Below are 21,907 nucleotides of genomic sequence, written 5' to 3'. Positions count from 1 at the left end.
GTATCCGTCTCACCGCAGGCACGGGTGCGAGGTTTGCGGCGGCTGTCGGCCGTCCGCTCGAGTCTCGGGGAGGCGGAACAGTGACGACGGCGGTGCTCGGGGTTTCGGCGGCGGCGCTGGGGATGGTGCTGACGCCGGGGCCGAACATGATGTATCTGGTGTCGCGGACCGTGTCCCAGGGGCGGCGGGCGGGACTGGTGTCGCTGGGCGGGGTCGCGGTCGGGTTCGGGGTCTATCTGGCGGCCGCGACCGCCGGGATCACGGCCGTGTTCTCGGTGGTGCCCGGGTTGTACATGGCGTTGAAGCTGGCCGGGGCGGGATATCTGGCTTGGCTGGCCTGGAAAGCGATTCGGCCGGGCGGGGTTTCGGTGTTCACGCCGGACGCGCTGCCCGCGGATCCGGTGCGGCGGCTGTTCACCATGGGGCTGGTGACGAACCTGCTGAATCCGAAGATCGCGATCATGTACATGGCGTTGATTCCGCAGTTCGTGGCGCCCGAACAGGGACGGGTGTGGTTGCAGAGCCTGTGCCTGGGGTCGGTGCAGATCGTTATCGCGTTGTGCGTCAACGGATTGATCGTGGTCGGGGCGGGCGGGATCGCGAGTTTCCTTGCGGGGAGGCCGTTGTGGCTGCGGGCGCAGCGGTACGTCACCGGGTCGGTGCTCGGAGCGATGGCGGCGCTGGTGGCCACCGATCGGGCGCGGCCGTTGCCCGCGTAGCGGTTCCGCGCCCGGGTCAGACGTGCAGGCTGCCGGGGTAGAGGTATTCGGCGGCCGGTGGTTCGGTGCGATCCAGCCAGGCGGCGAGGAAACCGGTCAGGTCGTGCGGGGTCCGCGATTGCAGGAACTGGCGGAACTCGGGCATCGAGGCATTGCCGTATTTGTGCGCGGTCACGAAATCCCGGACGGCGGTGAAGAACACCTCGTCGCCCAGGGTGCGGCGCAAGGCGTGCAGGAACAGCGGGCCGCGGTAGTAGACCGAGGTGAACTCGTCGCCCACACCGGGATTCGCCAGGGCGTACTGCCAGAACTTGGGGTCGTCGTGGTACTTGGCGACGGTATCGCGGTACTCCTGATCGACGTCCTTGCCCTCTTTGCGTTCCGCCCACAGGTAATCGGCGGTGTAGCTGGCGAAGCATTCGTTCAGGCAGATGTCGGACCACTGCTTGACCGACATGGAATCGCCCCACCACTGATGCGCGATCTCGTGCACGACCGTGTTCAGGTCGGTCCACGGCGCGTAGATAGGTCGGGACTGGGTCTCCAGTGAGAACGGCAGCTCGGAATCGACGTAGATGCCGCCGCCGGCCTCGAACGGGTACGGGCCGTAGAGCTCGGTCTCGAAAGCCAGGATCTCGGGCAGCCGCGATTCGACCTCGCGCGCCTTGGTGGCGTCGGGGGCGAACGCGCTCAGCAGCGGGGTGCCGTCGGCGGCGCGCTGCTCCAGGAACTCGAAGCGGTCGATGGCGATGGTGGTCAGATAGCCAATGACGGGCGAACGCATCTCCCAGTCCACCGTGCGCATGCCGTCCCGCACCGCGTCATCGGTGCGCACTCCGATCGACACCACCTCCCACTCCTGCGGCACCGTGGCGTGCAGGCTGAAAGTGGCCTTGTCCATGGGGGTGTCGTTGAGCGGATACCAGCTGGTCGCCGAATGCGGTTCGCCCGCAACGAAAGCGCTGCCGCTGGGGGAGAGCACCCAGCCCTCGCCCTCGGTCGAGGTCACCTCGCCCGCGTACTCCACCTGCACGGTGAACGGCAGGCCCGGGAGCAGCGGCAGCAGCGGGGTGACCACCAGTTCGTGTTCGTCGGCACGGTCGAACCAGGCGGGGAGATTGTTCACCGACACCTTGGTGACCGCGGGGCCGCTGTAGTCCAGGTTCAGGGTGCGCAGGGCCTGGGTGGCCACCGCGTCCACCCGGGTGGATCCGGTCAGCCGATGGGTGTCGGGCGCGTAGCCGATGGTGACGTCGTAGTGCTTGGCGTCGTAGCCGCCATTGCCGTCCATCGGATAGTAGGGGTCGTTCAGGCCGGGCGCGCCGGTGAACGGGTCGGCCGTATCCGCTTGCGCGGGAACCGCACTCGCCATCGTCAGCAATGCCGCGCCCAGCACCGTGTACCGCCGCCACCCGTGCGCCATGTGCTGGGCCACCCCTTCTCGCCTGCTGTTTTCTACCCCCGCGAGCCTAGTCGCCCGTTTTGTCAGTTACTCGTACCCGACACGGCCACGCTGGCGCCCAGCCCGATGATCATGACGCCGCCCGCGCCGCCGACCGCCTCCAGGCGCTTGGGGGACCGCGCGAACCAGGCGCGCGCGGTGCCGGCGGCGAGGCCCCAGGCGCTGTCGGACACCATGGCGATCAGCAGGAAGATGACGCCGAGAATGAGGAGCTGCAAGGGCAGCGGGCCGGACTCGGGGTCCACGAACTGCGGCAGCACCGCCGAGAAGAAGATGATCGCCTTGGGGTTCGAGAGCCCGACCAGGATGGCTTGGCGGAACAGGCGTTTGCCGCGCACCGGTTCGGTCTTGCTCAGCAGGGCGTCGCGCAGGGACCGGCGCTCGCGAATGGCTTGTATACCCAGGTGAATCAGATAGAGCGCACCGGCGAGCTTCACCACCGTGAGCGCGACGGCCGAGGCGGCCAGGACGGTGCCCAAACCCGCCGCGACCAGGCACAACACGACCAGCACGCCGATGGCGTGCCCGGCCACCGAGAGCAGGGCGGCCTTGCGCCCGTCGGTCAGGGCCCGCCCGATGACGAAGAGCACGCCGGGTCCGGGAATCACGATGATGACGGTGGCTGCGACGACGAACGCCAGCAGGTGCGAAGCTGGGATCATCGAATCATTCTACGAAGTGGTGCAAGTGAATTCGAGAGTATGACAACTCTCGGACTCTCAGGGGTTCCCCCTGAAACCCCAACCGTGGAGACTTTCGGGCTTGCCTCTATGAACTGCGGGAGCGCGGCCTCGGCCGGGTGCGCGCTTACCCGCGCAGCTCTTCGGGGAGCTGTCGCGGGTCGAGCAGGAGGCGTTTGGCGTCGACGCGGCGGACCTTGGCGGCCAGGTCCAGATTGTCGGTCAGCAGTTGCCATTCCACTTCGCGGATGGCGGTGCGGGCGCGGTCGATGATGTTGAGGTCGCGGGTGCCCCAGGCGATCGGCATGGCGCTCACCGACTGCCACAGGTCGCCGACCGAGCCGGGGGCGCGGTCGATGCGGACGGTGACGGCGGGGACGCGTTCGCCTTCGCGGGCGCGATGGCCGGGCAGGGAGCGCACGGTGCGGGTGACCAGGGCGTAGCGCGGGCCGTCGGTGCTCGGCTTGGAAACGTCGATGAGCGCCAGCAGGGTCGCGCCCTTGCCGTTGGTCTCCGACACCACGGCCGGCACCAGTTCCCCGGTCGCGTAGAGCCGTTCCACCCGCCCCCGGTACGGCGTCCACAGTCCGATGAACAGCGCCGTCCCCGCGCCCAGCAGGAACGCCACCGCCAGCAGGTACGACCACGGGTGGTTCAGCCAGACCAGGAACGCCGTGCCGACGCCCAGCGCCACCGCCGCCCCGATCGCGAGCAACCGCAGCCGCCGCAGGTAGGCGACCACTTCGTTGACCGCCCTGGCATGCTCACGGTCAACCGCGAATTCGAAGCGTCGCACGTGCGTTCCCCTCGCCTTCCGGAGGCTAATCCTCCAGTTATCCTATAGCCGGCCCCAGCAGGTCGTCCGCATCGGTGATGCGATAGGCATACCCCTGCTCCGCAAGGAAACGCTGCCGGTGCGCGGCGTATTCGGCATCCAGCGTGTCACGTGCCACCACCGAATAGAAGTGAGCTTGGCCGCCATCGTGTTTGGGCCGCAGCAGGCGGCCCAGCCGCTGCGCCTCCTCCTGACGGGACCCGAAGGTGCCCGAAACCTGTACGGCCACAGACGCTTCCGGTAGATCGATGGAGAAATTCGCCACCTTCGACACCACCAGCACCGGGATCTCCCCGCGCCGGAACGCGTCGAAGAGTTCCTCGCGCTCCTTGGTGCGGGTGGAACCCTGGATGACCGGCGCGTTCAGGTGTTCGCCCAGCTCGTCCAGCTGATCCAGGTACGCGCCGATGACCAGTGCGGGCGAACCTTTGTGCTGGGCCAGAATCGATTCCACCACCGGGAGTTTCGTGCGCGCCGTCGAGCACAGTTTGTAGCGCTCCTCCGGCTCCGCGACGGCGTAGGCCATGCGCTCGGCGTCGGTGAGCGTCACCCGCACCTCCACGCAGTCGGCCGGGGCGATCCAGCCCTGCGCCTCGATGTCCTTCCACGGCGCGTCGTAGCGCTTGGGCCCGATCAGCGAGAACACATCGCCCTCGCGCCCGTCCTCGCGCACCAGCGTGGCGGTCAGGCCGAGCCGGCGGCGCGATTGCAGATCCGCGGTCATCCGGAAGACCGGCGCGGGCAGCAGATGCACCTCGTCGTAGATCACCAGTCCCCAGTCCCGGCTGTCGAACAGCTCGAGATGCCGGTACTCGCCCTTGGTCTTGCGGGTGATCACCTGATACGTGGCGATGGTGACCGGGCGGATCTCCTTGCGCTCACCGGAGTATTCGCCGATCTCGTCCTCGGTCAGCGAGGTCCGGGCCAGCAGTTCGCGCCGCCACTGCCGCCCCGCCACGGTATTGGTGACCAGGATCAGCGTGGTTGCCTTGGCCTTGGCCATGGCCGCCGCGCCCACCATGGTCTTGCCCGCGCCACACGGCAGCACCACCACGCCGGACCCGCCGGCCCAGAACGAGTCGGCCGCCAGTTCCTGGTAGTCGCGCAGATGCCAGTCGCTGCTGGCGTAGTCCAGATCGATCTGATGCGCCTCGCCGTCGACGTAACCGGCCAGGTCCTCGGCCGGCCAGCCCACCTTCAGCAGCATCTGCTTGATCCGCCCGCGCTCGGAGGGATGCACGATGACCGTGTCGTCGTCGATGCGCGCGCCCAGCATGGGCTGAATCTTCTTGTGCCGCAGGATCTCCTCCAGCACCGCGCGGTCCAGGCTCGCCAGCACCAGACCGTGCGCGGGATGCTTGACCAGCTGCAACCGCCCGTAGCGGGCCATGGTGTCGACGATGTCGACCAGCAGCGGCTGCGGCACCGCGTACCGGCTGAAGTTCACCAGGGCGTCGACGACCTGCTCGGCGTCGTGCCCCGCGGCGCGCGCGTTCCACAGCGCCAGCGGGGTGATGCGATAGGTGTGCACATGCTCCGGCGCGCGTTCCAGCTCGGCGAACGGCGCGATGGCCTGACGCGCGGCATTGGCCGACTCGTGGTCGACCTCGAGCAGCAGCGTCTTGTCACTTTGAACGATCAGCGGACCGTCGGTCACGGCACCTCCTGGTGAGTGCGGCCTCGAACGGGCCGTGGTCCATTCTTCCTGATGGCTCCGACAGCCCGGCCGCGTGCTTTGCGTCGGTTACCGACAACGCCGCATGACACCTCATCGATTCCCGCGCCGGGTGGATTACCCAGCGGATTCGCCGAAAACGATCAAGACCCCAATTCAGGTGGCTACGATCACCCGCATTACTGGACGTGCGTCCATATGAACGATTGACCAGAAACTGAACAGGGGTGCCCGGTGCGAATCGACGGCAGAGGTTGGATGGCGGCCGCGGCCGCACTGGGTTGCGTGCTGGCGCTGACCGGCACCCCGGCCGCGACGGCGGCCCCGGCGGGAGCGGCGGCCCGGGCCGTCCACGTCGAGGGCGGGAGTTTCGTCGACGCCAACGGCCGGGTGGTGCTGCTGCACGGCGTCAACAATGTGGACAAGGAAGCGCCCTACCTGGAAGCCGGCGACGGGCTCACGCTGACCGCGGACGACGCGGCACTGCTCGCCGGGCACGGGTTCAACACCGTGCGGCTCGGGATCTCCTTCGACGGCCTCATGCCCACCCGCGGCGTGGTCGACACCGCCTACCTCGATCGGGTCGCGGGGATCGTGGATACCTTGGCGCAGTACGGGATTCACACCTTGCTCGACAATCACCAGGACGGGCTGTCGAAGATCTGGAACGGCAACGGCTTCCCGGAATGGTCGCTCACGGCGCGGCCCGGCGCGCTGGAGCCCAATATCGGATTCCCGCTCTATTACCTGATGCCCAGCATGAATCGTGGCTGGGACGAGGTGTGGAACAACAGCAATGGCGTGCTCGACTACCTCGGGCAGGCGCTCGGAGCCTTGGCCGCGCGGGTGCAGGGGCATCCCGGCGTGCTGGGCATCGAGTTGCTGAACGAGCCGTGGCCGGGCACGGCGTTCCTGTCCTGCTTCCCCGACGGCTGCCCGGGCTTCGACGTGAAATATCAAGCGGCCATGCAGAAATTGACCGATGCGGTGCGGGCCGGGGACGGCGCGGTGAACGTCTTCTGGGAACCCAATGTGACCTGGAACGAGACCATGCCCACCAATCTGGGCAAGAATCCGCCGATCACCGCGCCGAATATCGCCTTCGCGCCGCACGACTACTGCATTCCGAGTCAGCTGGCCATCTACCTGGGGCTGCCCGAGGCATTGCGCGCGCTGTGCGGGCCGCAGCAGGACAAGACCTGGGGCAATATCGACGCCTTCACCGCGCGCACCCATCTGCCCACGCTGGTCACCGAATTCGGCGACGGCGACGCGACCGTGGTCAGCAATACGCTGACCCGGGCCGACGAGCGATTCATCGGCTGGCAGTACTGGCACTACAGCTCGCGCTTCGGTGCGGGCGGGCCGAAGGGTGATCCGTTCCTCGGGGACCTCGGGCGGCAACTGGTGCGCACCTATCCGCAGGCCACGGCCGGGACGCCCGGGCGGATGATCTTCGATGCGAGCAATGGCGACTTCGCCTACCGGTACACGCCGCGGGCGGGAACCGGGCAGACCGAGATCTACGTGTCCGATCTGCACTATCCGGGCGGGTATGCGGTGCGGGTGGACGGCGGCACGGTGACCTCGGCGGCCGATGCGCGCTGGGTGACCGTGACGGCGAACGGCCCGGGTCCGGTCACCGTGTACATCAACCGACCCGGTTCGGCCGGGGCGACGGTACCCAGCGGGCCGATCGGAACCGGATCGGCGAGCGGCTCGGGCGGCAGTGGTTCGGCGAGCGGATCTGGTGGAAGTGGTTCGGCGGGAAGCGGTTCCGGTGCGACGGGGTCGGTAGGCTCGGGTTCGGCCGGCTGAGGCGGAGCGATCGGGCTCGCCGTGTAACGGCCGGCGGGCCCGTGACGACACAGTGCACGGCGCCACTTCTGGACGCATGACCGAATCGAGAGGGAACACTCGTGGACAACAACATCCTTGCCCTGCAGATGCTTCAGCGCCTGCTGCCCACCATTCTCAACCTCTCGTTCATGGCGCTGGGCGGGCTCCGGATGACCGGCATCTGACATACCCCCGCCAGGCTGATGCGGTAGCCGGGCCTGCCCGGGTACGCTCACCGCGTTCACGGCAGCCGTGAACCCGTTCGGTGAGAAAGGTTTTCGCTAGTGAAGTTCGCAGGAACGAGGTTCGTCGTGCGCCTCGTGCTCGCCCTGGTGGCGATAGCGGTCGCCGCGCTGGCCGTGACCGGGTGTTCGATGATCAAGGACGCCAGCAAATCCGACACCGCCAAGGCGAAGGTCGGGGACTGCATCAATGTCATCGAGGGGTCGGCCGTCGACTCCAAGACCGAGCCCATCGCCTGCTCCTCGGAGAAGGCGGTCTACCAGGTGGCGCAGGTCAATGACAAGAAGGTCGACTGCAAGGAGGAGCAGACCTCCTACGAGGAGACCCTGAACGGCGGCACCACCGCGTTCCTGTGCCTGACCCCGAACTTCAAGGAAGGCGCCTGCTACAACGAGAGCGCCACCACCGGGTACAAGTACGTAGCCTGCACCGCCCCGGAAGCCTCCTTCAAGGTGACCAAGCGCATCGACGGCCAAGCCGACGAATTCCTCTGCGACGCCACCACCGCCATCGGCTTCCGCGTCGTCCCGGACCCGAAGGTGACCTTCTGCCTGGGCAACCCCAAGGGATAACCCAACTCTCGGGACTCTCAGGGGCTCCGCCCCCGAACCCCCTTGGGAGGGACGAACGGGCTTCGTCTCGAACCCGCTCGGAAGGAACGGGCGGGCTTCGCCCGAATCGCTTCGGGCGGGGAGGCCGGGCTTCGCCTCGAGCTCGTTGGTGGGAGGTCTGGCTTCGCCCCGAATCCGTTCAGCGGGGAGGCTGGGCTTCGGCCTCTTACTCCGAAAGCTTTGCCCCCGAACTCGTTCAGAGTTCGGGGGCTGTTTTCGTTTCGGGGTTATTCGACGAGGGCGACCGAAGCTATGCGGTGGAGGGTGAAGTGGCGGACGGAGCCGGTTACGGGGTCGAGGGCGTCGAGTTGGCCGCCGCCGACCTTGAGGGGTTCGACTATGCGCTGGGTGGCTACGCCGGAGGCGTCCACGTAGCCGATGTGGACGGGGCGGCGGGTGCGGACGGCCAGTTGCAGGAGGTTGAGGGTGGCGGCGGTGCTGGTGCGGCTGCCGTCGGCGCGGACGGTCTGGCCGGGGCGGGCGCTGGCGGCGCGTTCGCCGGCGCGGAGTTCGGCCACCAGGGATTGGAGTTGTTCGGTGCTGGGGGGATTGGGGCGCCAGCCGGGGCGCTGGTTGTTGCGGGCGGGGAGGCGGGCGCCGCGGGGGCGGAGGTCGACCACCGCGCCGGAGGAGTCTTCGCCGGCGGGGCTGAAACCGGCGGCGCGTAGCTGTTCGAGGAGTTCGCCGAGCGGAGCCTGGGAGATGGCGACCGTGGGGGCGATGGCGCGCAGGGCCAGCTGGCCGGCCACGGGGGCGGCGAGCACTTCGGCCAGCAGGGTCGGGTCCTCGCTGCGGAGGAAGGACTGCGCCATGCCCGCGCGCAGGCGGCCGTGGCGGCGGGCCACATCATCGATGAGATAGGTCAGCGATTGCGGGACCGGGGTGCGGGAGTGGGTGGTGAAGAGGTTGTGTAGCTCGGCGGCCGTCGCGCCGGCGTCGAGCGCGCGCCGGACCGAGGTTTCGCTGAGGCGGTAAACCGTTGCGGCGCCCGCTGATTCGACATCGGCGACCAGGGCGACGCGGTCCTGGAGTTCGGGGGTGAGCGGGCCGGGAGCGATCACCGTCAGATCCGCCTGCACCAGTACGTGATCCACCGGTTCCGGCAGCGCGGCCGCCATCTCCGATTCGGCGTCCTCGGGACTGCCGTGCAGCAGCGCCCGCCCCGCCGAGGTGACCGCGCCGCGCGCCACCAGGCCCAGCGCCTGCGCCTCGGCGAGGGTATTGGTGACCGCCTCCAGCCGATAGTGCCGCCGCCAGCGCGGCTGCCGCCACGCCAGCACCCGCCCCAGATCGGCGGCGGAAATCGCGGTGCCGGAGGGATATTCGGCCAGCAGGCCCAGAATGGCGCGCCGATCGCGCACCGCGTGCACATTGCGCAGCTCCGCCGAAAGCGCCGCCAGCGGCTTGTCATTGGCGTCCCGCAGGCCGATCATCCACGGGCAGCGGTCCAGGTCCAGCCAGGCCTGCGCCAGCACCACCCAGCGGCGCGGCGGAACCACCGCCGACCAGGCGTCGGACGTGGTGGTGGGCGCCCAGAAGTCGTCGGCGCCATCGCCGTCGGGCATCGGTTCGGGACTGCCCTTGTCGATCAACCGCGCCGCCGCGAGCACCTCGGCGATCAGCCCGATGCGGTTCTCGTCGATACCGGTTTGCTTTGCGATACGGCGCAATTCGCGCACCCCGAGCCCGCCGGAGCGCAGCACCGGCGCGGGTCCGCGACCCAGCACCTCCAGCACATCGCCCGCGTGCCGCAGCAGTTCGCCGACCTCGCCGGCCGCCGCCGCGTTCACATCGGCGGGCGCGTACTTCTGCTGCTCCGCCTGCGGCGGCGTCAAAGCGTGCGGATCGGTGACGGGTTCGTTGCGCAGCACCTGACCGACCGAGATCGGCAGTTCCACCGTCTCCTCGTCGATCCAATTGAGCAGCCGCCGCGCCAGCAGCCGCTGCACCGGCCGATCCTCGGGCGTGCCGGGCGCGGCGTCCCGGGTGCGCCCGCGCGGCCCGGTGGCGGCCAGCTTCTCCAGCAGCCCGCGTTCCGGCGGCGGCAATTCAGCCAGCGCCGTGACGATCTCGGGTTCGGTGAGCGCGTCCGGCAGTTCCGTGGTGCTGCCCAGCGGCCACGGCAGCGCCTCCTGCGCGGCGGGGGTGAGCCGCAGCGCCTTGTCCGGCCCCCAGGCCAGCGCACGGCTGCGCAATCGCTCGATGGCGGCCCCCAGCGCGACCGCGGTGACCCGATCCCCGAGCAGTTTCTTCAACCGCGTGCGCGGGACCGGTTGCGCGCGCCGCCCATCGGCCGCGCCTTCCACCACCAAGGTTTCGATGACCGCGAAGTCGAGCGTGTCCAATTCGTCGGTGGCGCGCAGCACCGAGGCCCGCTGTTCGGTGCGGGCGGCCAGCACCGCCATCGAAGCGGGCAGCGGCACGGCCAGATCCGGCCGCAATTGCAGCAGCGTGACCAGATCCTCGTCACTGCGCTTGGCCAGCCACTCGGACAGCGCCGGACCGTCCGGGACGGCCTGGGTCATGGCATCACCGGAACCTGCGGTGGGAGTTGCGGTATCGGTCACTGCGTCCGATCCGGGCGGCCGGTCCCCGGCCGCTGCGAGGTAGAAGTAGTCCTGGTGCCCGGGGTCGTCGGGCGGTCGGCGAACGCTGCGGGGATCGCGGCGCGGCCGACCGGCGCCGGGACAGCTGGGAGCGACGCGCATCCGGTCGCGAAGGCGACGGGGATACGGCGCTCGGGTGTTCGGGGACGCGGTGCAACGGCCGCCGCGGGCGACAGACGTCGGGTGCGCGGCGGCCGCTGGGAAGCGGAACTCGCCGTTGACCGCATCAGATGCCGGTGAGAGCCGTCAGCGATTGATGACGGTGTGCGGGTGCACGTAGGGCAGCTGATCGGCCGGCAGCGGGAACTCGGTGTCCTCGCCGTAGGGCGAGAGGCTGCCGGAGCGGGTCGAGGAGAGCTCGGTGACCGCGTGATCGCCGTTGGCCGTCTCGGGCCAGCCGTTGTCCACATAGGGTTTCTTCGTCTTGTTCACCACGCGCTCATTCTGGCATGAGCCCTCGCGGACGGCACCGTCCGGCACCCGGAAGTTTGCCCGCCGCACGATGATCGGGCCGGAATCGGGCCCCGAGCACACAAATACCCCGCATCGCCATTGATGCGGGGCATTTGCGTAATGCGAACGCGCGGGTCCTAGTGGGGCAGGAAACCCTTGTTCGCTTCGAAGAAGTTCACGACCGCCGGGTCCAGCTTGGTGTTGTTGGCCTTGGTGGCGTTGAGGAAGTCGAGCGCCTGCTGCGGGATGTTGACACCCTGCTGCTGGACGATCTCGATGGCGCGGTCCACGGCCTGGAAGACCTGCTGGCTGCTGTCCGCCACCTGCTCCTGCGCGGCCTGCGGATTCCACTTGGGCGCGGTGTCGGCGGAGGGTACGGAGCGCTGGGTGGCGCCGCTGGAGAGGCCGAGGCTCGAGGAGCAGGAGGGCCAGGCGCCCCAGCCCTGCGAGGCGAGCACCTTCTCGGCGACCGCGATCTGCTGTTCGCGGGTGGCTTGGTTGGCGGTCGCGGCGTACTCGCCGCCGCCGTGGGCGGTCCAGGTGCTGGGCGAGAACTGCAACCCGCCCTGGAAACCGTTGCCGGTGTTGATGGCCCAGTTACCGCCGGCTTCGCACTGAGCGAGGCGATCCCAGTCGGAGTCGGGTGCCGCGCTGGCGTTTCCGGCCAGTGCGACTCCGGCCCCGCCGAGGGCGATACCCGTCAGGGCAACCTTGGCGACGGTGCGGCCGGTGTTACTCGGCTTGCGATGGCGTCCACTCATGTTCTGGTCGTTTCCTCTCGTACGCTCCTGCGAGACCGACTACCGGGGGCGAACTGAGAGGTCGTCCGCTCCGGCGCGCTGGTGCGCGCTGTTCCTCGCCCTCACCCTGGTTCCAGTTGGGGTCCGTGCCCGCGGGTGAGGTTCGGTGCGGCGGGCCGGTGGCGCCGGGCTGACCCGGCTGGTGAGAGACATTACGACGGTCCCCGGGAAAAATCACCATTTGGTAACCGTCGTGTCCGGGTGGGTCCCTAACCGGCGCAAGCGGTTCCGTTTCGCTTCTGTGCAGGTGGTCACGGCGAGTCCGCGCCGATAGGGGGCTGTCACCCCGCTGTGACCGTTCTGTTATGTGATGAAGATCACAGGTGTAGCGGGGTAACGAACCGGGCAACCGGACGTGTCGCTCACCGCTGCGTAATGATCTCGGTGAGGTGCCGTCAGCGCGCGCGGCGGCCCGACCACAGGGCGAACACCAGGGCCAGCAGGAACCCGGACGAGGTGCCCGCCATCGCCACCAGGTACAGCCACGCGCCCGGCTCGTAATCGGTCAGCAATCCGATGCCGAAGGCCGCGATCACCGCCAGCAATCCCACGGACAGCAGCGTCAGGGCGAGATAGAGCAGCCAGTTCGCGGACCTGCGCGAAGTCTGCTCGGAAGAGGAATCTGGCACATTCAGACCGTAAAACTCATGTGCTCGCGCTATTCACACCGGGGTAGACTCGAAGGCAATCGCGTCCTGCATAGCTGTGTGGGGCGCGCTTCTTTTCGCAAACGGAAAGGTTGCGGGCGTAACTCGTCCGGCGACCACGACTGTGCCCGGAACTTCCCGGGCATCGAATGACGAACGGGTGAGCGCAGTGCCGACCGGCAAGGTGAAGTGGTACGACGTCGAAAAGGGCTTCGGCTTCCTTTCCCAGGATGAGGGTGAGGACGTCTACGTTCGATCGTCGGCGCTGCCTGACGGTGTGGAGGCGCTCAAGCCGGGGCAGCGGGTGGAATTCGGGATGGCCGCGGGTCGCCGTGGGCCGCAGGCGCTTTCGCTGAAGCTGCTGGAGACCCCGCCGTCGCTGCGCAACGAGCGCGAGCGCGGTGGCGACCGGCGCGGCAAGAGCTCCGACGCGCCCCTGGTGCGCAAGTCCACCGACGAGCTGCACGGACTGATCGAGGACATGATCACCATCCTCGAAACCAAGGTGCAGCCGGATCTGCGGCGCGGAAAGTACCCGGACCGCAAGACGTCCCAGCGCATTGCCGAAGTGGTGCGCGGCGTCGCGCGCGAGCTCGACCACTAGGCCGAGCCCAGAGCCGGAAAAGAAAAGCCCGGAAGCGGTTGCTTCCGGGCTCTTTCGTCTTTTGCGAGAACTTCTAGACCTCGGTGTGGATGGACCACGCCTGATGCGGCAGATAGCCCTCCTGGCCGGTGGTGGTGTCGCGCACCAGAATCGGCAACTGCACCTCCACCACGACCAGCTTCAATTCCTTCAGCGACGGAATCGTCACCGCCACCGTGCCTTTGTCGTAATCCTGGAAGCTGACCGTGTTCTGCGCGGTTGCGCCGGAGGGCGTGCGATAGATCGCGGTGATCAGCCACGGCTTGCCCGCGATGTCCTTGGGCAGCGACAACTGCAGCGGATCCCCGCCCGGCACCCGCAGGTCCACCGGCTTACCGGTGTGGCAATCCGGCTGCCCCGCCGCGCATTCCAGCGGCACCGGGAAACCCGACATGTCCTCGGCGGGCAGGATCTTGCAGTTCTGCATCTGCACATCGCAGTACTGGTACGGCTGCACCGTCACGGACTTGCCGTGCGAGTACGCGGTGAGCTCCGGCTCCGGCTTGTCCGCATTGCGGGCGATCATCGCGATCACGCCGAAGTACGCCACGGCCACCACGAGCAGCGCCACGAGTGCGGCAACGAGCGTGCGGGCTTTGACTTGGCTCACCGTTGATTCCTTGTCCCTGACTAGGCCGCTTCCCCCGCGCCGTGTGCGCCGGGGACTTCCTGCTTCGCGTGCTGAGGTCGATTACCGCCCAAACCGGGCAGCAGCGAATGACCACGGTAGCTGACCACCGTCTGGATCAATCCGAGCGCCATCACTCCGGCCACGGCGGCGAAGCCCTTCCACCATTCGGTGGGCAGCAGCACGCCCATCGCGCCGCCGATCACCCAGGACAGCTGCAGCACGGTCTCGGAGCGGCCGAAACCGGAGGCGATGGACTCCGGTGGCAGATCGTCCTGGATGGACGCGTCCAGCGACACCTTGGCCAGCGCGCTGGCGCCGGCCGCGATCAGGGTGGCGACCGCCGCGCCGATCAGGTTGTCCAGCAGGGCGGCGACCACCGCGATGCCCACGCAGGCGATGGTGCAGAGCAGCACGATCAATTGCGGGCGGCCCAGTTTCATGCGCGCGCCGGTGGCATTGCCGGTGAAATTGCCGATGGCCGCGGCCGCGCCGACCACGCCCAGCATGGCCGCCTGCTGCACCGGGCGATGCTCGGTAGCCTTGGCCACGAACGCCACGTAGAAGGTGAGGAAACCGGTCAGGATGCGGACCGTGCCATTGCCCCACAGGCCGGTGACCACCGAACGGCCCAGCGGCTGGCGGCGTTTGTTCGGCAGTACCTGCGTGGGCTGGTTCGGGTCCAGGACCTCGGTGCGGGAGTCGGAGCCGTGATAGCCGATGGTGGCCGGGACCTCGCCCTCGGTGACCTCCACCCAGGCCGGGATCTGCAGGCTCAGATAGGCGCCCGCGCCGGCCAGTGCGGCGGCGAACAGCAGCGCGCCCATCGAGCCCATGACCATGGCGATCAGCCCGGCCACGCCGCCCGCGCCCAGGGTGCCGCCGACCAGTCCGAACACGGTGAGCCGGGAGTTGGTGCGCACCAAATCGATTCCCGGGGGCAGCACCCTCGGGGTGACCGCGCTCTTGAGCACCGAGAACGACTTGCTCATGATCATCATGCAGAGCGCGAGCGGATACAGCGCCCAGTTGTCGATATTGAAGATGAGCAGCAGCGCGACGAACACGCGTATGCCGAAGGAACCGGCCAGCGCGATCCGGCGGCCGCGCTGTAGTCGATCCAGCATCGGGCCGATGAACGGGGCGATCACCGCGAACGGGGCAATGGTGATCAGCAGGTACAGCGCCACCTTGGTCTTGGATTCGGCCGTGGCGCTGGCGAAGAACAGCGTGTTCGCCAGGGCGACCGCCACCGCGGCGTCCGTCGCGAAGTTGGCCATGGTGGCGTAAACCAGTGCGGTGAGGCCGGATTCCTCCGCGCCGTCGGCCTTGGCCGCGCGTTTGAAGGTGGCGAAACCGCGCTCGGTGAGCTCGATGCTGCGGCGCGCCGCGACCCGCGTGACGGTCAGCTTGCGCGGCGGCTTGTGCAAGCCCGCCGTTTCGTCCTCGGGAACCCGGGCCTGCTCCATCGGCCGGGTGGGGTCGGGACGCTGCGGTTCGCCCGGCGTTTGCGGCGAGGGCGCCGGTGGCTGCTGCGGGGGCTGCGGGTCCGATTGCTTGCCGTACGGCCGGGCGGGCGTCCTGTGTGCCAGGAAATCGGGCACCTCGGGTTCGCCCGGGCGGCGCGCCGGCGGGCGCTGCGCGGGGGTATTCGCAGGTGGATAACGGTCGAAACCCGGATGCCGTTCGATGAGTGGAGTCTCCTCGTCACCCCACCGACCGGAATCGGCACCTGGTTCACGGGGAGCAGTCACGTACCCAATTCTTGCAGTGTCGCCCAGCGAGGGCTGCACGACGGCTGGTTATGACCGCCACAATTCGCCGCCGCAGGCCACTGGGGTGGGGGTCCGGGGGTGTCAACCCCCGGAAATTCCTCCTCACTCCGCTACGAAGCGGACTTCGTAGCTCGTCGGCCACTTCTTGCCGGTTAGGAGAAACCGGTCGGTACCCGGAAGGTGGGCGATGCCGTTGAGGACGTCGGTATCGGGGGTGCGGGCCTTGCTGGGGAGTAGCCCGGAGGTGTCGATGGCCGCGCGGACATCGCCGGTGTCCGGATCGATCTGCAGGATGGTGTCGCTCGGCCAGGCATTGGCGTAGACGGAACCGTCCGGGGCGCAATCGAGTTCGTTGAGCTTCGCGTTCTTGCGTGTGGTGAGAGTCACTTCCCCCGTGATCGCGAAGGTCTCCGGATCCCGAAAGGTGAGCGTGCTCGTGCCATTGCTCATGACGACGCGCCCGGCCCGCGTGCACAGTCCCCAGCCTTCTCCGTCGTAGCTGGTGCGACGCAGTTCGGCCAGCGTCCCGGGGTCCCGCGCGATGGCGATCCCCTCGCGATAGGTGAGCTGCCAGAGCACATTTCCGGCCCTGGTGATGCCCTCGCCGAACAGCGGATTCGGCAGATCCGCCCGCGCCAGCTCGTTCCCGCCGGTCAGCGTGGTCGCGCGGACGAAGGATTGCCCTGGCAGACCGGTGCTTTCGTAGAGCACGTCCCCGTCCACCTCCAGCCCCTCGGTGAAAGCCGCTGTGTCGTGCGGGCGTGTCGCCACCACCTCGACACGCAGGCGCGGGGTGTCGTCGGTTTCCCGGCCACAGGCGGAACTCGCCCCGCCCAGCCCCACGACCGTGGACAGCACGATCATGACGCTTACTACCGGTGCACGCCGTTTGCACTCCATACGGCAAAATGTAGGGCGTGAGCGCGGTTGGAGTTTCGGAGTCCGTTGTACGGCCGATCCTGGCGGAGGCGGTCGACCTGGCTCGCCGTGCGCTCCTGGAGTTGGAGCCCGTCGGCGTCGGCGCCCATCTGGGCGTGACCGCCGAGGACGAGTCCTCGGCCACCCATCACTTCGAAGCCACGCTGCCCGGCTATCGCGGCTGGCAGTGGGCGGTCGTGGTGGCGGCCCCGCCGGAAGCGGGCCATGCCACGGTGAGCGAATCGGCGCTGCTGCCCGGCCCCGACGCGCTCGTCGCCCCCGACTTCATTCCGTGGGATCAGCGCGTGCGCCCCGGCGACCTGTCGCCCGGCGATCTGCTCGCCACGCCCGCGGACGATCCGCGACTGCTGCCCGGTTATCTGCTCTCCGGCGATCCCGTCGTCGACGAGGTGGCCCTGGAACTCGGCCTCGGCCGTCCGCGCGTGCTCTCCCGCGAAGGCCGTGAGGAAGCCGCCGACCGCTGGTTCTCCGAATACGGCCCCGACACCGACATGGCCCGCGCCGCCCCCGGCACCTGCGGCGTCTGCGGTTTCTTCGTCCCGCTCGCCGGTTCCTTCCGCTCCGCCTTCGGCGTCTGCGCCAATGCCATGGGCGCCGACGGTCACGTGGTGCACATGAACTACGGCTGCGGTGCCCACTCCGACGTCGAGGTCCCCTCCGGCCAGGGCTCCCCCCTGTACGAGGCCTACGACGACGCCGCGGTGGAAATCGTTCCCGCCGAAGAACTCCGCAAGCCCGAACCGGACCCCCTCCCCACCGAACCGGCCGATGCCGCTCTCTCGGTAGCCGATTCGGTCCTCACCATCGAATCCCTCGCCGCCGCGGCGGCAGCCGCCGAAACCGCCTCGGTCTACGCCGACGCCGTCGCCGAAATCGCCGCGGCAGACGCGGCCGTCCTGACGGCCGCTGTCGCGGACACGGCAGCCGATGCCGGTGCGGTGACGGAAGCGACCGAAACCGCTGCGGCCGAAACCGCCGCGGCCGACACGAATGTGGTGGTGACGGCCGTCGTAGTGGAAGCCGCGGACGCGGCGCCGGACACCGAACCCGAGATCGTCGAGGTCGTCGCCGACACCGACACCGGCGCGGTGACCTTGTTCGATACCGCCGATCCGGACGCCAGGTACGACGACGCCTGGGCGGTCACCGCGGTGAAGGTGGAGCCGGAAACCGGCGCCGAACCTTCGGACGACTCCGGCATTTCGGGGCAGTAGCAGCGCGTCCCTCAATCCCCGGTACGGTCAGGTGTTTTCTGGCGGAGCCGCGGCAATTCGCCGCGCGGCGGGAAGGGTGTGAGAGCCGGTGACGGTCGAGGTCGGGGATCCGTTCGGGACGGCGGGGTTGCGGGCCGGAGTGCTGGCGGCTTGGCGGGACTCGCCGACTCGGCTGCGGGAGGATGCGGCCACCGAGGCCGATCTGGTGCGGGCGGGGTACCGGGATCGGGTGCTGACCGAGCTGGCGCAGAATGCGGCCGATGCCGCTGCCAAAGCCGGCGTGGCCGGGCGGGTCGCGGTATGGCTGGAGGGGGATCTGCTGCATGTGGCCAATACCGGTGTGCCGCTGGATGTCTCGGGTGTGCATGCGCTGACCGCGCTGCGGGCCTCGGCGAAGAGCAGCGGGGACGCCTCGGTGGGGCGGTTCGGTGTGGGATTCACCGCGGTGCTGAGCGTGGCGGATGAGGCCGAATTCCGTTCCAGCGGTGGATCGGTGCGGTTCTCGCGGGCCGATACTCTTGCCGAGCTGGCCGCGCAGGGGATCGGGATCCCGGACGGGCCGGAGGAATTCGTGGCGCCCGCCCTGCGACTGGTGTGGCCGGCCGAGGCGAAACCGGCGGCCGGGTTCGACAGCGAGATCGTGCTGCGACTGCGCGCCGACGTGGATGCCGTCGCGCTGCTCGCGGGTATGCGGGCCGAAGCGGTGGATCTGCTGCTGGAATTGCCCGCGCTGCAGGAGATCCTGGTCGGCGACGACGAGATCTCCAGTGTGGTCGAGGATCTCGCGGACGGTCTGCAGCAGGTGCGGATCTGCGGCGCGGACGACGACGAACAGGTGTGGTGGCAGTACCGCACCCCCCGCGCCCGCTGGCTGCTCCCGATCCGCGACGGCCGCCCCGTACCGGCCCGCCCGGACGTGCTGCGCGCCCCGACCCGCTCCGACGAGGAACTCTCCCTCCCCGCGCTGCTCATCGCCGATATCGCCATGCAACCGGACCGCCGCCGCCTGCTCCCCGGCGCGCACGTGGCCGAACTCGCCTCCGGCTACGCCGATTTCGCCCGCGCCCTGCCGCCCCGCGACCGCCTGGTCCTCGTCCCACTACCCGCCTTCGCCCGCAGCGAGGCCGACAGCCTGCTCCGCGAAGCCCTCATCACCGAACTCCGCGAACACGAATGGCTGCCCGTCCTCGGCGGCACCACCGACCTCTCGCCCGCACCCGGCACTGACCTCGAAACACCGCCTGCGGCAAAGATTCCGGAGTCTTTCGGCGCCCAGCGCACTGTGGCCGCGCCGCGGACTGCCGGTGCCGACGGTGGGACCGCGGACCTCGATATCGCGCCCGCCGGGGGCGGCGCTGATTCTGCTGGGGCCGGTGCTGCGAGTGCTGGCGCCGACGTTGTAGGCGGCGGGGCCGATGCTGCGGGTGGTGGCGTTGTGGGCGGTGAGGCCGATGCCGCTGCCAGCGGCGGTGGGGCTGGGGCTGCGCGCGCTGTGGCCGCCGATCAACTCGGATTTCCGCTGGCGGGGGATCAGTTCGAACTCTTCGCGGCCGATCCGGTGCCGGTGGCTTCTGTGACTGATGATGCGGGGCGCGAAGACGTTTCGTCGGCCAGGCCGGTAGCAGAAGCCGCGGGGGCGCGGGTGGAGTTGCCGCCGTTCGAGGTGACGGTGGGTGCGGCGGTGCCGGTGGGGGTGGAGGAGCCGGTGGTGATTCGGGAGGGGGTGGCCTCGCCGCGGCGGGCGAGCGTGTTCACCGGGGCTACGGTGGAATTGGCCCCGTTGCTGGCGGAAATGGTTGGGCCGGTGGTTATTCCGGAGCTGTCGACGCGGGCGTACGCGGATGCGCTGGCCGTGCTGGATGTGCATCGGATCGGGCTGGCGCGGATCGCGGAGCTGTCGGGGGCCGTCGAACGGGAACCGCAGTGGTTCTATTCGCTGTACGACGCCTTGGACGTGTTCGCGGGGGATCCGCTGTCCGTGGAGGAACTGGGCGCGCTGTCGGTGCCGCTGACGGACGGGCGGATGGTGACCGGCCCGCGCACCGTCGTGCTGGACGATCAGCTGGAGACGGCGATCCCGGTGCATTGGGCGCGCCTGGTGCATCCCGAGGCCGCGCACGAACTGCTGGGGCGGCTCGGGGCGAAAGCGGCCACGCCGGAGGATCTGCTGAGCGATCCGGCGCTGCAGGCGATCCTGGAGGACGATCCGGGCGACCCGGATACCGTGGAGGCGGTGCTCGGCCTGGCGCGGCACGCCAATACCGTGCCGGGTGTGCTGCCGACCTGGCTCGGCCTGCTCGAATTGCCGGACGCGGCAGGCGAATTCGGTCCGGCGGACGAGCTGCTGCTACCGGACGCGCCACTGGCCCGCGTACTGGTGCACGATTCCCCGTTCAGCGTGCTCGGCCCGGAGACGGTGGAGCGGTACGGCGCGGAAGCGTTGCGCGCCATCGGCGTCGGCTGGAGCTTCACGCTGGTCACCGAGGAGGACCCGACCGGCCCGGACCATCACCTCGATGACGAGGAAGCCTGGTGGCACACCCTGGACGAGGATCCGCGCGAACTCGTCGCGGTACGTGACCTGGACCTGGTGGACGAGGCCGAATGGCCGGAAGCCCTGCGACTGCTGCTCGACGACCAGACCACCCGCGCGCTGCTGGCCGACCGCGACGGCTACACCGCCTGGTGGCTGCGCCAGCACGCGCAGATCGACGGCATTCCGCTGGGCCTCATGCGGCATCCGGACGACGCCCAGTTCGCGGGCCTGCTGCCGCAACTGCCGGGCTTTCCCGCACTGGACCTGACCGTCCTGCGCGGCGTGCTGGCCGCCCCCGAGGTGATGACCCCGGTGCTGGCCGAGGAACTCCTCGACGCACTCGCCGATCCGGCGAGAATGCCGGTCCCGGAATCGATTTCACAGACCTATCGGCTGCTCGCGGAGGCCTTCGAGGCGGACCGCCTGGACCTGGAGGACCTGGCCGTCCCCGAGCATGTGCGCGCCCTGTCCGGCGCGGTCATCGACGCTGCCGACGCATTGGTGCTGGACCGCCCCTGGTTCGGCCCGGCGCTGCCCGCCGATCGCCTGGTGGTCGGCGATATCGCCTCCGCCGCAGCGCTTTCCGACCTGCTGAACCTGCCGCTGGCCTCGGAAGCGGTGACCGCCGAGGTGGTGAGCGAAGGCCGGCCCACCACCTGGGCCGCCGATCCGCTCGGCGTGCTGCTGCGCCTGCAGTTCGACTTGCCCGCTCCCGCGGGCGAACTGGTGATCCACGACGATCTCCGCGTCCGCCTTTCCGGCGCCGTCGAAGAAACCGTGGCTGTCACTTGGTGGGAGGACGGCGAGACCACGCACGTCCAGGCGGGGTCGCGCCCGTAGCCGTTACGCCCCGGGAACCGGCCTGCTGCGTCTGTTCCCGGTCACCGGGCCCCGGATCTGACCGCGCCCGCCGCACAATCGTGCGGCGGGCGCGGATCACGTTGGGGTGGATGGGATTTCAGGCCGAATGCGAGACGATCATCCCGGCTAGGACGTCCAGCTGTTCGCGCACCGCGGCGCTGTCGTTGTCGACCAGCCACCGCAGCACGATCCCGTCGATGGCCGCCAGCATGAACCGGCTGAGCGTGGCGACGGAAACCGTCCACTGGGTGCCGGTGGCTTCGCGTGCGTGCTCGATGATGTCCGCGACCGTGGAGTCGTTGAACGTGTACTGCTCACGCGCGATTGCGAGTTTTGCCGGAGTTTGTTCACCTTCGCGGAGTGCGTAGGTGGTGGTTTCATAGGTGAGTAGTTGACGTTCGGGAGTGGCTTCGATGTTGAGCCACATGAGTTCCAGTCCAGCGCGCACCAATTTCTGAAGCGCTTCTTTTCCGGTTCCGACGTCTTGCCATACCGCTTCGTTGGCATCGACGGAATCTCGCAATTCCATCGAGAGGGCCTTGACCAGCTCTGTCATGAGTTGGTCCTTGTTTTCGAAACAGTAATGAACCACACCCAGGGAAACACCGGCAGCTTGCGCGACATCGCGCGTGGTAACTCCTGCCACGCCCTTTTTTTCGGCAAGGCCGATGGCTGCCTCGATAAGGTGGGCCCGTCGTTCTTCGACGCTCAATCGGGAGGACACTCCGCAGAGTTAAGCGT

Annotated in this window: 17 protein-coding genes and 1 pseudogene; 6 read left to right on the top strand and 12 right to left on the bottom strand. The window is 68.8% G+C overall.

Annotated features, from left to right (window positions below; translation table 11 throughout):
* The first annotated feature begins 122 nt into the window (after positions 1-122).
* Positions 123-719, top strand: coding sequence for a LysE family translocator (locus LTV02_RS28055; protein WP_233041726.1), 597 nt, complete (start codon positions 123-125; stop codon positions 717-719).
* 16 nt (positions 720-735) lie between these two features.
* On the opposite strand, the gene LTV02_RS28050 is transcribed toward LTV02_RS28055, so the two are convergent.
* The 4 genes from LTV02_RS28050 to LTV02_RS28035 all read right to left on the bottom strand — a co-directional run bounded on the left by LTV02_RS28050 (position 736) and on the right by LTV02_RS28035 (position 5,353).
* A complete protein-coding gene (locus LTV02_RS28050; RefSeq protein WP_332909539.1) occupies positions 736-2,154 on the bottom strand; it encodes a M1 family metallopeptidase in 1,419 nt (472 codons plus the stop codon).
* Between the two features lie 50 nt (positions 2,155-2,204).
* Positions 2,205-2,843, bottom strand: a complete 639-nt coding sequence (locus LTV02_RS28045) for a LysE family translocator (RefSeq protein WP_233034828.1) — start codon at positions 2,841-2,843, stop codon at positions 2,205-2,207.
* Between the two features lie 145 nt (positions 2,844-2,988).
* Entirely contained in the window at positions 2,989-3,657 is a 669-nt protein-coding gene (locus LTV02_RS28040; RefSeq protein ID WP_233034827.1) for a DUF3239 domain-containing protein, read from the bottom strand.
* A gap of 37 nt (positions 3,658-3,694) precedes the next feature.
* Positions 3,695-5,353 carry a DNA repair helicase XPB gene (locus LTV02_RS28035; RefSeq protein ID WP_067722995.1) on the bottom strand — a complete coding sequence of 553 codons (1,659 nt, stop codon included), beginning with the start codon at positions 5,351-5,353 and terminating at the stop codon, positions 3,695-3,697.
* A gap of 276 nt (positions 5,354-5,629) precedes the next feature.
* On the opposite strand from LTV02_RS28035, the gene LTV02_RS28030 reads away from it, so the two are divergent.
* Positions 5,630-7,189, top strand: a complete 1,560-nt coding sequence (locus LTV02_RS28030; RefSeq protein ID WP_233034826.1) for an endoglycoceramidase I — start codon at positions 5,630-5,632, stop codon at positions 7,187-7,189.
* Between the two features lie 305 nt (positions 7,190-7,494).
* Positions 7,495-8,025 (top strand): LppU/SCO3897 family protein, encoded by a 531-nt coding sequence (locus LTV02_RS28025; RefSeq protein ID WP_067722998.1) that lies wholly within the window; start codon positions 7,495-7,497, stop codon positions 8,023-8,025.
* 266 nt (positions 8,026-8,291) lie between these two features.
* On the opposite strand, the gene LTV02_RS28020 is transcribed toward LTV02_RS28025, so the two are convergent.
* The 4 genes from LTV02_RS28020 to LTV02_RS28005 all read right to left on the bottom strand — a co-directional run bounded on the left by LTV02_RS28020 (position 8,292) and on the right by LTV02_RS28005 (position 12,552).
* On the bottom strand, positions 8,292-10,631 hold the full coding sequence (locus tag LTV02_RS28020) for a helicase-associated domain-containing protein (RefSeq protein WP_408639266.1): 2,340 nt from the start codon (positions 10,629-10,631) through the stop codon (positions 8,292-8,294).
* A 285-nt stretch (positions 10,632-10,916) separates the two neighbouring features.
* Positions 10,917-11,105 carry a hypothetical protein gene (locus LTV02_RS28015; RefSeq protein ID WP_067722999.1) on the bottom strand — a complete coding sequence of 63 codons (189 nt, stop codon included), beginning with the start codon at positions 11,103-11,105 and terminating at the stop codon, positions 10,917-10,919.
* 155 nt (positions 11,106-11,260) lie between these two features.
* Positions 11,261-11,884, bottom strand: coding sequence for a resuscitation-promoting factor Rpf1 domain-containing protein (locus LTV02_RS28010; RefSeq protein WP_233034824.1), 624 nt, complete (start codon positions 11,882-11,884; stop codon positions 11,261-11,263).
* A 434-nt stretch (positions 11,885-12,318) separates the two neighbouring features.
* Positions 12,319-12,552 carry a hypothetical protein gene (locus LTV02_RS28005; protein ID WP_067723001.1) on the bottom strand — a complete coding sequence of 78 codons (234 nt, stop codon included), beginning with the start codon at positions 12,550-12,552 and terminating at the stop codon, positions 12,319-12,321.
* Positions 12,553-12,739: 187 nt separating this feature from the next.
* On the opposite strand from LTV02_RS28005, the gene LTV02_RS28000 reads away from it, so the two are divergent.
* On the top strand, positions 12,740-13,174 hold the full coding sequence (locus LTV02_RS28000) for a cold-shock protein (RefSeq protein WP_233034823.1): 435 nt from the start codon (positions 12,740-12,742) through the stop codon (positions 13,172-13,174).
* 73 nt (positions 13,175-13,247) lie between these two features.
* Here LTV02_RS28000 and LTV02_RS27995 read toward each other — a convergent pair whose 3' ends face one another.
* The 3 genes from LTV02_RS27995 to LTV02_RS27985 all read right to left on the bottom strand — a co-directional run bounded on the left by LTV02_RS27995 (position 13,248) and on the right by LTV02_RS27985 (position 16,516).
* On the bottom strand, positions 13,248-13,823 hold the full coding sequence (locus LTV02_RS27995; RefSeq protein WP_233034822.1) for a DUF2771 domain-containing protein: 576 nt from the start codon (positions 13,821-13,823) through the stop codon (positions 13,248-13,250).
* A 20-nt stretch (positions 13,824-13,843) separates the two neighbouring features.
* Positions 13,844-15,595, bottom strand: coding sequence for an MFS transporter (locus tag LTV02_RS27990; protein WP_233034821.1), 1,752 nt, complete (start codon positions 15,593-15,595; stop codon positions 13,844-13,846).
* Positions 15,596-15,718: 123 nt separating this feature from the next.
* Positions 15,719-16,516: a glutaminyl-peptide cyclotransferase gene (locus LTV02_RS27985; RefSeq protein ID WP_233034820.1), complete on the bottom strand. Its 798-nt coding sequence runs from the start codon at positions 16,514-16,516 to the stop codon at positions 15,719-15,721.
* Positions 16,517-16,533: 17 nt separating this feature from the next.
* On the opposite strand from LTV02_RS27985, the pseudogene LTV02_RS27980 reads away from it, so the two are divergent.
* Positions 16,534-17,349 (top strand): annotated as a pseudogene (locus LTV02_RS27980) (DUF3027 domain-containing protein); the annotation flags it as partial.
* A gap of 508 nt (positions 17,350-17,857) precedes the next feature.
* Entirely contained in the window at positions 17,858-21,145 is a 3,288-nt protein-coding gene (locus LTV02_RS27975; RefSeq protein WP_408639265.1) for a sacsin N-terminal ATP-binding-like domain-containing protein, read from the top strand.
* A 118-nt stretch (positions 21,146-21,263) separates the two neighbouring features.
* On the opposite strand, the gene LTV02_RS27970 is transcribed toward LTV02_RS27975, so the two are convergent.
* A complete protein-coding gene (locus LTV02_RS27970; RefSeq protein WP_233034819.1) occupies positions 21,264-21,878 on the bottom strand; it encodes a TetR/AcrR family transcriptional regulator in 615 nt (204 codons plus the stop codon).
* Positions 21,879-21,907 lie beyond the last annotated feature (29 nt).

The sequence above is a fragment of the Nocardia yamanashiensis genome (genome assembly GCF_021183565.1).
In the GTDB taxonomy this organism is placed as follows: Bacteria; Actinomycetota; Actinomycetes; order Mycobacteriales; family Mycobacteriaceae; genus Nocardia; species Nocardia yamanashiensis.
The sequence above is the reverse complement of the archived record's forward strand: the minus strand, read 5'-3'. Positions and strand labels throughout refer to the sequence as shown.